Genomic DNA, 13,467 nt, shown 5'->3' with positions numbered 1-13,467 from the left:
CGGGCCGGGGCGCGGGCAGCCGCTCGCCCCAGCAGCCGGTGAGCAGCGCCCTCAGCAGCGGCCTCGCCCGCGCCTGCCCGACCGTCCACTCGGCGACCGAGACCAGCCGGTCCGCGGTCCCGGCGGCCTGCGCGGCGAGCACCCGGTCGACGCCATGGAGGTAGCCGTCCGCCTCGCGCCGCACGAGCGCGCGGGCGAGGCCGTCCTTGCTGCCGAACTCGTTGTAGAGGGTCTGCCGCGAGACGCCGGCCGCGGAGGCGACGTCGACCATGCGCACCCCCGACCAGGGCTGGTCGGCGAGCGCCGCGAGAGCGGCGTTCAGCAGGGACTCCCGCGCAGTAGGCATCGTCGCCTCCCAGGCCGTACGGCTGTGCGCTCAGTCGGCTCTGCGCTCAGAGTTGACGGACGGCCATGCACTGTCAATAGCCGCGGCGGTCAGCTATGGCCGACGGGCCCAGGGATGGCCTGTCACAGCCGCTATAGAGTGACGACATGCCCGATTACCACGATGATCTGCGCCTGGCCCATGTCCTCGCGGACGCCGCCGACGCCGCCACGATGGACCGGTTCAAGGCCCTCGACCTCAAGGTCGAGACCAAGCCGGACATGACTCCGGTGAGCGAGGCCGACAAGGCGGCCGAGGAGCTGATCCGGGGCCACCTCCAGCGGGCCCGCCCGCGCGACGCGATCCTCGGCGAGGAGTACGGCATCGAGGGCACGGGCCCCCGCCGCTGGGTCATCGACCCGATCGACGGCACCAAGAACTACGTACGCGGCGTCCCGGTCTGGGCGACGCTGATCTCGCTGATGGTGCAGGGCGAGGGCGGCTACCAGCCCGTGATGGGCGTCGTGTCGGCGCCGGCGCTGGGCCGCCGCTGGTGGGCGGCGCAGGGGGCGGGCGCGTACACCGGGCGGAGCCTGAGCTCGGCGAGCCGGCTCCAGGTCTCCAAGGTGGGGCGGATCGCGGACGCCTCGCTCGCCTACTCCTCGCTGAGCGGCTGGGAGGAGCAGGGCCGCCTCGACGGCTTCCTCGATCTGACGCGGGCCTGCTGGCGCACGCGCGGCTATGGCGACTTCTGGCCGTACATGATGGTCGCCGAGGGCTCGGTGGACATCTGCGCGGAGCCGGAGCTCTCGCTGTGGGACATGGCGGCGACGGCGATCGTCGTCCAGGAGGCCGGCGGCGTCTTCACGGGGCTGGACGGCCGTCCGGGCCCGCACAGCGGCAACGCGGCGGCGTCGAACGGACTGCTGCACGATGAGCTGCTCGGCTATCTGAATCAGCGGTACTGATCCTTCCGCGGCCCGTTTCGGGCATTTCCGCAGGCCCGGGCACCTGCGTTCCGTAAGGCTCCCGCGCGCCGCCCGTAAGGCGGCGCGCGCCCCCTTGCTGCCGTCCCGCAACACTGCGACTCTGAGAGTCCCCCCACTTGTGAACTTGTGAATCGGTTCCCGAACGACCGATCCACCAAGGAGGTGGCTCCATTCATGCTCGTCCGTGACGCCATGAGCACGGTGGTCCTCACCATCGGACCCACGCACACACTCCGCCACGCGGCCCGGCTGATGGCCGCGCGCCGCATCGGCGCAGCCGTCGTACTCGACACCGACGCCGACGGTCTCGGCATTCTGACCGAGCGCGACATCCTCAATTCCGTGGGCCTGGGGCAGAACCCCGATCTGGAGACCGCAGGCGCCCACACCACCACCGACGTCGTCTTCGCCGCGCCTTCCTGGACCTTGGAGGAGGCCGCAGAGGCCATGGCGCACGGCGGTTTCCGGCACCTCATCGTCCTCGACGGCAACGGGCCCGTGGGCATCGTCTCCGTGCGCGACATCATCCGCTGCTGGGCGCCCTCCAGGCGCCACCCCGCGACGCTGGCGGGCTGACACCACCCCGGCGCAGCGGAGCCGCGGCCCGAGGGAGAGCCTCGCTCCCACAGGAGAGCCGTGCCGCACGAGCGGCCTCGCCGCGGCGCGCCGAGCGCAGCAGGCACGCAGGCACGCAGGCACGCAGGCACGCAGGCACGCAGGCACGCAGGCACGTAGGCACGTAGGCAGCCTGGCCCGGTCGGGTACGGCCCAGTTGGGAACGGCCCAGTTGGGAACGGCTCGGTCGGGATACGAGTGGGCGCGCGAAAGGGCCGGACCCCCTGGACAGGGATCCGGCCCTCCGCTCTGCGACAAGCGACCGTCAGCCGCGCAGGGCCTGGACCGCGGCCTCCAGCCGCTTGCCGAAGTCGCCGTCCGCCCGGCGGAAGTTGTCGATCGCGCGCTCGGCGATGTCCTCGCGCGAGACCTTGGCGATGAACCCGGCGAGGTTCTCGATCAGACGGCCCTTCTCGTCCTCGGACATCAAGCGGTAGAGGTCGCCCGCCTGCACGAAGTCGTCGTCCTCGGCGTGGCTCGGGGCCTCGTGGTTGCCGGTGGCGCCGGTGACCGCGGTGGAGGCCCACAGCGGCCGGCCGGTCTGGAAGGGGCCGCCGAAGCTGTTCGGCTCGTAGTTCTTGGCGCCCTTGTGGCGGCCGTCGTACAGATAGCCGTCACGGGAGTTGGTGCGCGCCTCGGCAGCGTGCGGGCGGTTCACCGGGAGGTGGTCGGCGTTGATGCCGACGCGGTAGCGGTGGGCGTCGCCGTACGCGAAGAGACGGCCCTGGAGCATCTTGTCCGGGGACGGGCCGATGCCGGGAACGAAGTGGGCCGGGCTGAAGATGCTCTGCTCGACCTCGGCGAATATGTTCTCCGGGTTGCGGTTGAGCTCCAGCTTGCCGATCTCGATCGGCGGGTAGTCCTCGTGCGGCCAGACCTTGGTCAGGTCGAACGGGTTGAAGCGGTAGGTCGCCGCGTCGGCCGCCGGCATGATCTGGACCTGCACCGTCCAGGACGGGAAGTCGCCGCGCTCGATGGCCTCGCGCAGGTCGCGCTGGTGGGAGTCCGGGTCCGCGCCGGCGAGCAGGTCGGCCTCGGCCTGGGTGAGGTTCTCGATGCCCTGGTCGGTCTTGAAGTGGTACTTGACCCAGAAGACCTCGCCGGCCTCGTTGTTCCACTGGAACGTGTGCGAGCCGTAGCCGTTCATGTGGCGCAGCGTGGCCGGGATGCCGCGGTCGCCGAAGAGCCAGGTCACCTGGTGCGTCGACTCGGGGCTCAGACCCCAGAAGTCCCATACGTTGTCGGCTTCCTGCGAGCCGGTGTACGGGTCGCGCTTCTGCGTGTGGATGAAGTCCGGGAACTTCACGGCGTCCTTGATGAAGAACACCGGGGTGTTGTTGCCGACGAGGTCGTAGTTGCCCTCCTCGGTGTAGAACTTCAGCGCGAAGCCGCGGGGATCGCGCACGGCGTCGGCGGAGCCGAGGCTGCCGGCGACCGTCGAGAAGCGCAGGAACGTCTCGGTCTGCTTGCCCACCTCGGAGAGGAACTTCGCGCGCGTCCACTGGGAGACGTCGCGGGTGAGCGTGAAGGTGCCGTACGCACCGGCGCCGCGGGCGTGGACGATGCGCTCCGGGATGCGCTCGCGGTTGAAGTGCGCGAGCTTCTCGAGCAGCAGCTGGTCCTGGACCAGAACGGGACCGCCGGCGCCCGCGGTCTCGCTGTTCTGGTTGTCGGCCACCGGCGCGCCGGCCTCCGTGGTGAGCGGTCCCTGCGTCACTTGCGCCTCCTGCGTCGTCTTCTGCGAACCCTGTCCTGCAAGCCCTGTCCCCCGGACTGTGCCGTGATCGATCCTACAATGGACATTGTCTAAGTCAAGCTGTCATCCAAAGTCACACCTGTTCGGATTCTGGGCGCCGCCGCTGTTAGGCTGGTCCTTATGAGTGACCTGTTGGAAAGACTGCGCGGACGCGGCTGGCGTATGACCGCCCAGCGCCGTGTCGTGGCCGAGGTCCTCGACGGCGACCATGTCCATCTGACGGCCGACGAGGTCCATGCGCGGGCGGTGGCCAAGCTGCCCGAGATCTCGCGGGCGACCGTCTACAACACGCTGGGCGAGATGGTGAGCCTGGGCGAGGTGCTCGAGGTGTCGACGGACCGCCGCGCCAAGCGGTACGACCCGAACGCGCACCAGCCCCACCAGCACCTGGTCTGCGCCCAGTGCGGCGCGATCCGCGACGTTCACCCCTCGGGCGACCCGCTGGCGAGCCTCCCGGACACCGAGCGCTTCGGCTTCACGATCTCGAACGTGGAAGTGACCTACCGGGGCACCTGCCCGAACTGCGCGTCGGCCTGACCTGACGCCGACGCCCGCGACACAGGGCCCCGAGGCTCAGGGGCCTACGGCACCCGAACACGACGAAGGCCCGGATCCTAGGATCCGGGCCTTCGTCTTTCAGTAGCGGGGACAGGATTTGAACCTGCGACCTCTGGGTTATGAGCCCAGCGAGCTACCGAGCTGCTCCACCCCGCGTCGATGAATGCAACATTACGTCACCCCGCCGACCAGCGCAAATCGATATTCGTCACTACCTACGAACCGGCCAGGAACCCCGGCGCGGGCCCCGATTCGACCGCCCTGCGACTGGTTCGACCGCCCGCGACTGGTCGATCCGAGGCCGGGAACCGGGTCGAGGCCGGGCCCAATCGAGGAGCGAACCGGATCGAGACCAGGAAGCGGAGCGAGGCCCGCAACCGGATCTTGGCCCGGCCGCGGATCTTGGCCCAGGACAGCTCGCCGCCCGATTCCCGGCCCGGGACCAGCCCCGGGGCCCCGGGACCCCGGGGACCAGATCCAGGCCGGGCCGAGAACCGGGTCTTGGCCCGGATGCGGATCTTGGCCCAGGACAGCTCGTCGCCCGACTCCCGGCCCGGACCGGATCCAGGCCGGAACCGGATCCCGGCCCCGGACCTGATCCAGGCCGGGGACTACGCCGTGAGCTCCTGGTGCAGCGCCTCGCGCAGCCGTGCCGCGCGCTCCGCCACCTCGGCGGGCCCCAGCTCGACCGCCCGTGCGCACCACCGCTGCCCCTCGGTCAGCTCCCCCCGCCGCGCGGCGAGCAGCGCGAGCCGCAGCGCGGCCCGCCCGTGCCCGGCCCGGGCGGCGCGGGTCCACCAGAAGGCGGCCTCGCGCTCATTGCCCTCGCGGGCGAGCAGCAGGCCGAGGTTGAACGCGCCGTTGCGGCTGCCGGCCTCCGCCGCCTCCCGGTACCAGCGGGCCGCGTCGACCATGTCGCCGCGGGCGGCGGCGAGCATGCCGACCCGCACCTGCGCACGGCGGTGACCCCGCTGGGCCGCGCGCTCGTACCACTCCTCGCACTCGGTCTTCTCCGCCACGGGCTCGCCCAGCGCGGGCGGCCCGGGCGGCGGCTGGCGGGCGTCGAGCACGGTGGCCAGCCGGAACGCCGCCTCCGCGCTGCCGCCGCCCGCCGCGCACCGCAGCTGCTGCTCGGCGCCCTGCTCGTCGCCGTCCCTGAGCATGGCGATGCCGACCTGGAGGGCGGCCTCGGTGTGACCGGCGGCGGCGGCCCGCTCGTACCAGGTCAGCGCGGTGCGGTCGTCGTCGCGGCCGACGTACAGGATGCCCAGGTTGAAGGCGGCGTCCACGCTGCCGGCCTCGGCTGCCTTGGAGAACCAGGGCTCGGCGCCGGTCGCGTCGCCGGCCTGCAGGAGCAGCACGGCGAGCGCGTTGGCGGCCTCGCGGTGCCCCGCGTACGCGGCGCGCCGGTACCACTGCTCGGCCTGCGCCGTACGGTCCTGGGCCGCGCAGAGCAGCCCCAGGTTGTACGCGCCGTTGACGTCGCCCGCGTCCATCGCGGCGCGGTACCAGCGCTCGGCGGTCTGCTGCTCTCCGCGGGCGGCGTGCAGTGCGCCGAGAGCGTTCGCGGCGTTGCCGTCGCCCTCCTGCGCGGCGCGCAGCCACCACACGGCGGCGCTCTCCTCGTCGCCGGCGTCGCGCAGCAGGAAGCCCAGCGCGCAGGCGGCACGGGCCTCGCCGTCCTTGGCGGAGGTGAGGTACCAGCGGCCGGCCTCCTTCAGCTCGCCGCGCCGCTCAAGTGCCGCGCCGAGGTGCAGCGCGGCACGCCGGTGCCCGCGCGCGGCGGCCTGCCGGTACCACTGCTCGGCCTGGTCGAGCAGCGCGCTTACGGCCTCCGCGCCCGTCCCGTCGCCACTGCCGGTGCCCGAGGCCGAGGCGGACCGCACAGCGGCTGCCCCGCCGGCTCCCGTGCCCGTGCCTGTGGCCGATTCGCCACGACTCGTACCTGTGGCCGATTCGCCTCGGCTCGTGCGGCTTCCCGCGCCCGTGCGTGCGTCCGCGGAGCGCGAGGCCGCCGTACCGGCGCGCGCGCCGGCCGGAGCGCCGTCAGCAGGCCGCGCAGCGGCTCCTACGGCCCCCGTGGCGTCCGAACGCGCCCCGCGCATCGCCAGCCCCACATCGCCGCCCGCGCGCGCCCCAGCCGCGGCCTCGCGCTCCAGCGCGCGCGCAAGCCGGTACGCCGCCTCGCGGTGTCCCTGCTCGGCGGCGGCCCGCAGCCAGCGCTTGGCGCCGACGTCGCTGCGGTGCTCGAGCAAGTCCGCGAGGGCGTACGCGCCCAGAGCGTGGCCCTGCTCGGCGGACTGGCGCAGCCAGTACTCGGCAGCGGGCTCGTCGCCGCGCTCGCGGAAGTGCCGCCCGAGCGCGTGCGCCGCCGCCGCGGAACCGGCGACGGCGGCGATACGCCACCACCCGGCCGCCTCGTCGGGGTAGCCGCGCTGGTGGAGCAGTACGCCCAGATTGTTCGCCGCGGCCCGGTCCCCGTCGGCCGTCGCCCCGCGCAGGTACGGCTCCGCGCCGTCGAGATCGCCGCGGCGCAGCAGCAGCGCGCCGAGCACGCTCATCGAGGCGGCGTCGCCGGCGTCGGCCGCGCGCCGGTGGCGCTCCTCGGCCCCCGCGCTCTCGAAAGTGTCGGCATGGTCGGTGCCGGTCCTTCTCTGGCTTCCGATCTTGTCAACGTTGTCAAAGCCGAGTGCGCCGACAGCGCTCATGCTCGGCTCAGTGCCGTTGGCGCCCGCCTCGGCGACGGCGTCGACGGCAGAAATGATCGCGTCTGTCACGTCCTCGGCATGCGGCTGCACAAACCGCCCTGTCTCCAACAGAGTTGCCCTGTCCCCCATAAATTCCATCGTCGCACCACCTGCAACCCGCGTACACCTGGTATACCGCAGCCAGTAAGGTCACTTCAGCGTTTTGTCGACATGCCCACAGAGAGATAAGTCAAACACGCTCAGCCCCAACTCGCCGCACTCGGCGCGCACTTCTTTACAGGGAGCACATACGCACGAAGAGGGCCCGGATCCTCAAAGGATCCGGGCCCTCTTTGTACTCATCAGTAGCGGGGACAGGATTTGAACCTGCGACCTCTGGGTTATGAGCCCAGCGAGCTACCGAGCTGCTCCACCCCGCGTCGTTGTGTTGCAACCGTACCACGACGCGGGATGACGCTTGACCAGCCCCTGTTCCGCCCTGCCCCGATCTGACCTGCCCTTATCTGGCCTGCCCCTAGGGGGAGCTGTCCGGGGCCGGCTTGTTCTGCGCCTCGGCCGCCCGCTCGAGCGCCTCCTGCAGAGCCGTCTGCGCCTTGCCGTACGCCTCCCAGTCGGCGGGGTTCTTCTCGAGCGCCGCCTCCGCGTCGTCGTACGCCTTCTGCGCGTCCGCGATCGCGTCCTTCAGCGCCGCGTCGCCGGTCGCCGGCGGCTTGGTCGGCTCGGTCGGCTTCGTCGGGTCGGTCGGCTTCGTGGGCTCGGTCGGCGGTGGCTCCTGGCCCTCTTGCTCGAAGACCGCGTTGAGCGCCTCCGTGAGGGAGTCCTTGAAGACCGGTTTCCCTCCGCCATAGGCGACGGCGACCTTCTTGAGCAGCGGATAGTTCGCGCTGCCGCCTCGTGCGTACACCGGCTCGATGTACAGGAAGCCGCCGTCCAGGGGCACCGTCAGCAGGTTGCCGTACTCGATGTCCGAGTCGGTGCCTCTGAGGTCGCGGACGAAGGTGGCCACTTCTGGCACGCCGTTGAGCTCACTCTGCACCTGCGTTGGACCTTGAACGGTCTCGGTGACTCTCAACAGTCTTATCGTGCCGTAGTCCTTGCTGGTCGCGTCGGCGTCGACCGCCATGAACGCGCCTAGATTGGGGCGTCCGGCTGGTGTGAACGTCGTCGTCAGCGAGAACTTCTGGTCGTCCTGCCCGGGCATCTTCAGGCTCAGGTAGTACGGCGGGACCGCGCTGGTGTCCTTGTTCGTCGGGTCGTCCGGCACCTGCCAGGCGTCACTGCCGCTGTAGAACTGCTCGGGCTCGGTGACGTGGTACCGGGTGAGCAGCTCGCGCTGCACCTTGAACATGTCCTGCGGGTACCGCAGATGGGCCATCAGCTCGGGCTTGATGTCGCCCTTCGGCTTGACCGTGTCGGGGAACGCCTTCATCCAGGTCTTGAGGACCGGGTCCTCGGTGTCCCACTCGTACAGGTTGACCGTGCCGTCGTAGGCGTCGACGGTGGCCTTCACCGAGTTGCGGATGTAGTTGACCTGGTTCTGCTGGGCGACGACCGCGCGCTGGTTGGTGGTCAGCGAGTCGGCCGTGGTGTCGCCCAGGGTGGTGCGCGAGGCGTAGGGGTAGCCGTTGGTCGTCGTGTACGCGTCGACGATCCACTGGATGCGGCCCTCGACGACCGCCGGGTAGGCGTCGCCGTCGATGGTCAGCCACGGGGCGACCGCCTCGACGCGCTCCTTGGGCGTGCGGTTGTACAGGATCCGCGAGCCCTCGCCGATGGCGCCCGAGTAGAGGATCTGCGGCTCGCTGAAGGCCACGGCGTACGCGGCGCGGTTCAGCGGGTTGGAGAGGTTGACCCCGCTCTTGCCCTCGTAGCTGGTGGTCTCCTCGCCGTTCTTCTCGTAGTCGAGCTCCTTCTGCGGCCCGCCGACGATGGAGTACTGCTCGGTCTTCTCGCCGTAGTAGATCCGCTGCTCGTACGTGCCGAGCTGGCCCGTGGTCGGCAGACCGGACTCGGTGAAGTCGGGCGAGCCGACCGTGCCCTTGTCCGGGTCCGTGATCGTGTTCGTGCCCTTGGCCGCGATGGCGCCGTAGCCATGGGTGTACGTGAAGTGGTCGTTGATCCAGTTGCGCTTCTGGATGCCCTTGATGTTGAGCTCGCGCAGACCGATGACCGTGTCCTGCGGCTTGCCGTCGGGGCCGGTGTACCGGTCGACGTCGAGGGTCGCGGGGAACTGATAGTACTTCCGCTCCTGCTGGAGCTGCTGGAAGGCGGGCGAGACGACGTTGGAGTCCACCAGGCGGTAGCTGGCGGCGGAGTCGGCGTCGGTGCGCTGCTGGGCCTTCCGCTTGGGGTCGCCCTTGCCGGAGTAGTCCTGCGTGTTCGCCTTGTCGATGCCGTACGCGTGCCGCGTGGCCTCGATGTTCTTCTTGATGTAGGGCGCTTCCTTGGCCTGCTCGTTCGGCTGGACCTGGAACTTCTGCACGATCGCCGGGTAGAGGCCGCCGATGAGGATCGCCGACAGGACCATCAGGCCGAAGCCGATCACCGGAAGCTGCCAGGTGCGCCGCCACAGCGTCGCGAAGAACAGCAGGGCGCAGATGACGGCGATGCAGAAGAGGATGGTCTTGGCGGGCAGGTAGGCGTTGGCGTCGACGTACCGCAGACCCGTCCAGTTGCCGGTCGCCTTGAAGTCGCTGGACTTCACGGCCAGGCCATAGCGGTCGAGCCAGTACGCGACGGCCTTCAGCGAGACGAAGACGCCGAGCAGCACCGACAGGTGGCCAGTCGCCGCGGCGGTCGCGCGCGCGCCCGGGCTGGTGATGCGCAGCCCGCCGTACAGGTAGTGCGTCAGGGCGGCGGCGATCAGCGAGAGCACGGCGGCCGCGAAGCCGAAGCCGAGCAGGAAGCGGTACCAGGGAAGATCGAACGCGTAGAACGACACGTCCATCTTGAACTGGGGGTCCTTCTGACCGAAGGACACGCCGTTGACCCACATCAGCCAGGTCCGCCACTGGCCGGTGGCCGAGGCGCCCGCGATCAGGCCGACGAGAGCGGTGATCGCGAGGAGCACCCACTTCTTGTACGGCGCGATGCCCATGCGGTAGCGGTCGAGGCTCTGCTGCTCCAGCGACATCGCGCTCAGCGGCGGCCGGAGCCGGTGCGCGAGCCAGATGTTCACGCCGACTGCCGCGGCCATGAGCAGGCCGAAGACGGCGAACAGGCCGACCTTCGTCCACAGCGTGGTGGTGAAGACCGAGGAGTAGTGAACTGAGCGGTACCAGAGCCAGTCAGTCCAGAACCCGGCGAACATGACGAACGCCATGGCCAGGACGGCCAGGACGCCCAGTGTCATGAGCAGGGTGCGGACGCGCCGGGACGGCCGGCCCACTCTGATCCGTGGCCCGGTCGGGCCTCCGCCACGGTCCGGCATCTGGAAAGCCAACGTGCGCCCCTCGAAGTTCGCGGTGGTGTGAAACGGGCCCCGCGATCGTAGAGCCCACTCATGCAACTTACTGAGGCTTTACCTAGTTCCCGTCTCGGGCCCGGAAGGAGGCAGGATATTGGCCATGTCCAACCTTTCCTCTTCCGGCCCCCCGATGGCCGCGAGCCCGCTGACCCGCGCTGTGCTCGAAATCGACGAGTATGCGTCCGGGCTCGGCTGGGACCAGCCGGCCCGGCTCTTCGCCTTGGTCGACACGGCTCGGCTCCGCACCCAGGAGCCGGGCATCGCGGCGCAGCTCGGCCTCGACACCGACGAAGCGGCGGCCCCGCTCACCCCTATCGAGCAGGACGAGATTCCGGCCGGCTCCCCGCTGGACGAGTTCCTGGCGACGGTCGCCTGGCCCCGCGCGGTCATGGGCTGCGCGCTGACCGTGGAGCGTCTGATGCTTCCGGCGTCGGCGGAGGCCGCGGTTCCGGACGGTCTGTCGGAGAAGGCTCTGGCCAAATGGGTCGCGGCCCACCCGGACCGCCAGGAGGTCCGGATGACCGTGGCGGTCCTGCGCGACGGCACCCGCGAGTCGGCTCTGCGGCTGCGTGCCAAGGACTCCCCCACGGAGGTCCTCACCGGCTCCGACCTGGTGCCCTCCCTGGCGGAGGCCCTGTCGGCGACGTTCGAGGACTAGCCTCGAGCAGAACCGGTCAGCGGCCGGCCCTCACCGGCCGGCCGCGGCCGGCGGAGACCCGCGGCCGGCGGAGACACACAGCCGGGCGACCGGGCCGGGCGACCCTGAGTCAGACGCCTGGGCGGCCGCCGGGTGCAGACAGACGTACGGGCGGCCTGGCGAGCAGCCCCCGCGGGGGACGGACCCCCGTCAGCTGGCCTCACACGCCGGCAGCCCCTTGGTGTCGCCCTTCTTGATCTTGTCCAGCGACGCCTTCGCGTCCCGGATCGTCTCGACCTTCACCAGCGTCAGCCCGTCGGGGATGTCCGACGCCGCCGACGCGCAGTTGTCCTTCGGCGTCAGGAAGTACTCCGCCCCCGCGTTCCGTGCGCCCACGAGCTTCATCTCGATGCCGCCGATCGGGCCGACCTTCCCGGTCTCGTCGATCGTGCCCGTGCCCGCCACGAACTTCCCGCCGGTCATGTCCCCGGGCGTCAGCTTGTCGACGATGCCGAGCGCGAACATCAGGCCCGCGCTGGGCCCGCCCACATCGGCCAGGTTGATGTCGATGCTGAAGGGGAACGTGTGGTCGGTCCCGGCCTGGATGCCGACGATGGCGCGGTCCTCGTCCTTCGCCTTCACCGTGGTGATCGTGACCTTCTCGGAGCCCTGGGGCTCCTTCCCGGCCTTCTCGGCGGCGGCCGCCTCCTTGGCCGGAACGATCGTGAAGACCACGTCCTCGCCCGCCTTGTGCTTCACGACCTGCTTCGCGACGTCGCCCGGCGCCTTCACAGGCGTGCCGTCCACCGCCCGGATCACGTCTCCCGCGTGCAGCTTGTTCTCCGAGGGGGTGTCCTTGAGGACGGTGGCGACCACGACCCGCGTCTTCACCGGGATGTCCAGCTGCTCCAGCGCCGCGACCTTGGCGCTCTCCTGCGACTGGGTGAACTCCTCGGCGTTCTCCTGCGTGGACTGCTCCTCGGTCTTTCCGTCCGGGTAGAGCGTGTCGTGCGGCACCACCACGTTGTCGTGGGCGAGCCAGCCATAGAGCGCCTCGACCACGTTCATCCGATAGTCCGCTCCGGTGACCCTGACCGTGGTCATGTTGAGGTTCCCGGACGTCGGGTAGGTCTTGTGGCCGGAGATCCGCAGCACCGGCTCGCCACGGGCTGATCCGAGGGTGTTCACCGTCGGCCCGGGAGACATCTCCGAGTACGGCACGGGAATGAGCACCCCTGCGCAGAGCAGCGCAATGAAGATCAGGGTTGAGGCGAGCATCGTCGCGGTGCGGCGTGGCATGGAACGACAGTACGGGACAGGGCTGTCAGCGCACCGCTGGGGCCGGTCCGCACGGGGTCTCCCGGCGGCTGCGCACAGCCCTGTGCACGGCTATAGAACCTCGGTAGTGGAACTGGGCTTCTCCATCGCATCGCGGAACCGCGCGTATCCGGCGAGCTCGGCCACGTCCCCGGTGGACCGGTTCCGTGAAGCCCAGCTTCCCCATATCGCAGCACCGACGGCAGCGAAAAGCGGAATCAACAGCCAAGCGAGTGCTGCCATCGCGACCTCCCTACCCCATGAACGAATACACCTGAATGATCAGCAGACTAGTCATCTGCAAACCCAACGCTCATGGCAGGGTGGCGGTTACGCAAATCGGGGCGCTTGGGGTCTGACCGGGTTTCAGCCATGAACCCCGACAAGCCAGGCGCTCCTCAACAGGCCCCGACCCACTCCTCGGCGCCGTCGGAGAACCTCTGATGCTTCCAGATCGGCACCTCGTGCTTGAGGTCGTCGATCAGCTTCCGGCACGCCTCGAAGGCCTCCCCTCGGTGCGGGCACGACACGGCCACGACGACCGCCAGATCGCCGACCGCCAGATCGCCCACTCGGTGTACGGCGGCCATCGCCCGGACCGGAAAGTCCGCGGCGATCTTCTCGGCTATTCGACGCATCTCGGCCTCGGCCGTCGGATGGCAGGAGTACCCCAGGGTGTCGACGTCCGCGCCGCCGTCGTGATTGCGCACGGTGCCGACGAAGAGCGCGGTGCCGCCCGCCGCGTCGTCGCCGACGGCGGCGAAGACCTCGTCGAGCGAGAGCGGGGTCTCGCGGATCGCGAGCAGCCGGATCGGGTCCTGCGCCGCCTGCTCGCCGGGGTGGTCGTACCTGCTTGCCATGCGTCCCATCGTGCCGCACGCCACTGACATCGCGGAATAGCCCTTTGCACCGGCCTCGGACCTGCGGCCTTGGAGCCTCCTACAGCGGCGCGGCGCGCCCGCGGCCAGGCTGCCGGCGCGGTCGGGGTCCACACGGACCCCCCCCCCGCCCCCCCCCAAAGCCGTTCCCCGGCGATATACAAAAAAAAAAGGGGGGGCAGCGCGGGGGCCCCAAAAACCAGGGCCAAAAAAATAAG

At 70.2% G+C, this 13,467-nt stretch carries 10 protein-coding genes and 2 tRNA genes; 4 read left to right on the top strand and 8 right to left on the bottom strand.

The genetic code is table 11. The features are described 5' to 3' along the window. On the bottom strand, nt 1-346 hold a 346-nt coding region (locus AB0M39_RS38920), incomplete at its 3' end, for a TetR/AcrR family transcriptional regulator (protein ID WP_365372986.1). A 146-nt stretch (nt 347-492) separates the two neighbouring features. Between AB0M39_RS38920 and hisN the strand changes: the two genes are divergently transcribed. Both hisN and AB0M39_RS38910 read left to right on the top strand, forming a co-directional pair. Next, complete coding sequence (gene hisN, locus AB0M39_RS38915; protein ID WP_365372983.1) at nt 493-1,293, top strand: histidinol-phosphatase; 801 nt, start codon at nt 493-495, stop codon at nt 1,291-1,293. A gap of 195 nt (nt 1,294-1,488) precedes the next feature. Next, nucleotides 1,489-1,890, top strand: a complete 402-nt coding sequence (locus AB0M39_RS38910; RefSeq protein ID WP_365372981.1) for a CBS domain-containing protein — start codon at nt 1,489-1,491, stop codon at nt 1,888-1,890. Between the two features lie 304 nt (nt 1,891-2,194). On the opposite strand, the gene AB0M39_RS38905 is transcribed toward AB0M39_RS38910, so the two are convergent. After that, complete coding sequence (locus AB0M39_RS38905) at nt 2,195-3,646, bottom strand: catalase (RefSeq protein WP_365372978.1); 1,452 nt, start codon at nt 3,644-3,646, stop codon at nt 2,195-2,197. Nucleotides 3,647-3,805: 159 nt separating this feature from the next. Between AB0M39_RS38905 and AB0M39_RS38900 the strand changes: the two genes are divergently transcribed. Continuing rightward, complete coding sequence (locus AB0M39_RS38900; protein WP_365372975.1) at nt 3,806-4,222, top strand: Fur family transcriptional regulator; 417 nt, start codon at nt 3,806-3,808, stop codon at nt 4,220-4,222. Nucleotides 4,223-4,325: 103 nt separating this feature from the next. Here AB0M39_RS38900 and AB0M39_RS38895 read toward each other — a convergent pair. The 4 genes from AB0M39_RS38895 to AB0M39_RS38880 form a co-directional block, all read right to left on the bottom strand. Continuing rightward, nucleotides 4,326-4,399 (bottom strand) — tRNA-Met (locus tag AB0M39_RS38895). 455 nt (nt 4,400-4,854) lie between these two features. Further along, nucleotides 4,855-7,089, bottom strand: coding sequence for a sel1 repeat family protein (locus AB0M39_RS38890; RefSeq protein WP_365372973.1), 2,235 nt, complete (start codon nt 7,087-7,089; stop codon nt 4,855-4,857). Between the two features lie 207 nt (nt 7,090-7,296). Next, nucleotides 7,297-7,370: transfer RNA gene (locus AB0M39_RS38885), tRNA-Met, on the bottom strand. Between the two features lie 95 nt (nt 7,371-7,465). Then, nucleotides 7,466-10,381, bottom strand: a complete 2,916-nt coding sequence (locus AB0M39_RS38880) for a UPF0182 family protein (protein WP_365372970.1) — start codon at nt 10,379-10,381, stop codon at nt 7,466-7,468. A 136-nt stretch (nt 10,382-10,517) separates the two neighbouring features. Here AB0M39_RS38880 and AB0M39_RS38875 point away from each other — a divergent pair, with 136 nt between their 5' ends. Further along, nucleotides 10,518-11,075: a PPA1309 family protein gene (locus AB0M39_RS38875; RefSeq protein ID WP_365372967.1), complete on the top strand. Its 558-nt coding sequence runs from the start codon at nt 10,518-10,520 to the stop codon at nt 11,073-11,075. A 189-nt stretch (nt 11,076-11,264) separates the two neighbouring features. Here AB0M39_RS38875 and AB0M39_RS38870 read toward each other — a convergent pair whose 3' ends face one another. Continuing rightward, on the bottom strand, nt 11,265-12,353 hold the full coding sequence (locus tag AB0M39_RS38870) for a PDZ domain-containing protein (protein ID WP_365372965.1): 1,089 nt from the start codon (nt 12,351-12,353) through the stop codon (nt 11,265-11,267). 416 nt (nt 12,354-12,769) lie between these two features. Next, nucleotides 12,770-13,231: a molybdenum cofactor biosynthesis protein MoaE gene (locus AB0M39_RS38865; protein WP_365372963.1), complete on the bottom strand. Its 462-nt coding sequence runs from the start codon at nt 13,229-13,231 to the stop codon at nt 12,770-12,772. Between the last annotated feature and the right edge of the window lie 236 nt (nt 13,232-13,467).

Source organism: Streptomyces sp. NPDC051907 (assembly GCF_040681075.1).
Classification (GTDB): domain Bacteria; phylum Actinomycetota; class Actinomycetes; order Streptomycetales; family Streptomycetaceae; genus Streptomyces.
This window is presented reverse-complemented; position numbering and strand designations above follow the sequence as displayed.

Coding starts and splice junctions, on each gene's coding strand:
- hisN (WP_365372983.1), top strand. CDS start 493: ATGCCCGATTACCACGATGATCTGCGCCTGGCCCATGTCCTCGCGGAC.
- AB0M39_RS38910 (WP_365372981.1), top strand. CDS start 1,489: ATGCTCGTCCGTGACGCCATGAGCACGGTGGTCCTCACCATCGGACCC.
- AB0M39_RS38900 (WP_365372975.1), top strand. CDS start 3,806: ATGAGTGACCTGTTGGAAAGACTGCGCGGACGCGGCTGGCGTATGACC.
- AB0M39_RS38890 (WP_365372973.1), bottom strand. CDS start 7,089: ATGGAATTTATGGGGGACAGGGCAACTCTGTTGGAGACAGGGCGGTTT.
- AB0M39_RS38880 (WP_365372970.1), bottom strand. CDS start 10,381: ATGCCGGACCGTGGCGGAGGCCCGACCGGGCCACGGATCAGAGTGGGC.
- AB0M39_RS38875 (WP_365372967.1), top strand. CDS start 10,518: ATGTCCAACCTTTCCTCTTCCGGCCCCCCGATGGCCGCGAGCCCGCTG.
- AB0M39_RS38870 (WP_365372965.1), bottom strand. CDS start 12,353: ATGCCACGCCGCACCGCGACGATGCTCGCCTCAACCCTGATCTTCATT.
- AB0M39_RS38865 (WP_365372963.1), bottom strand. CDS start 13,231: ATGGCAAGCAGGTACGACCACCCCGGCGAGCAGGCGGCGCAGGACCCG.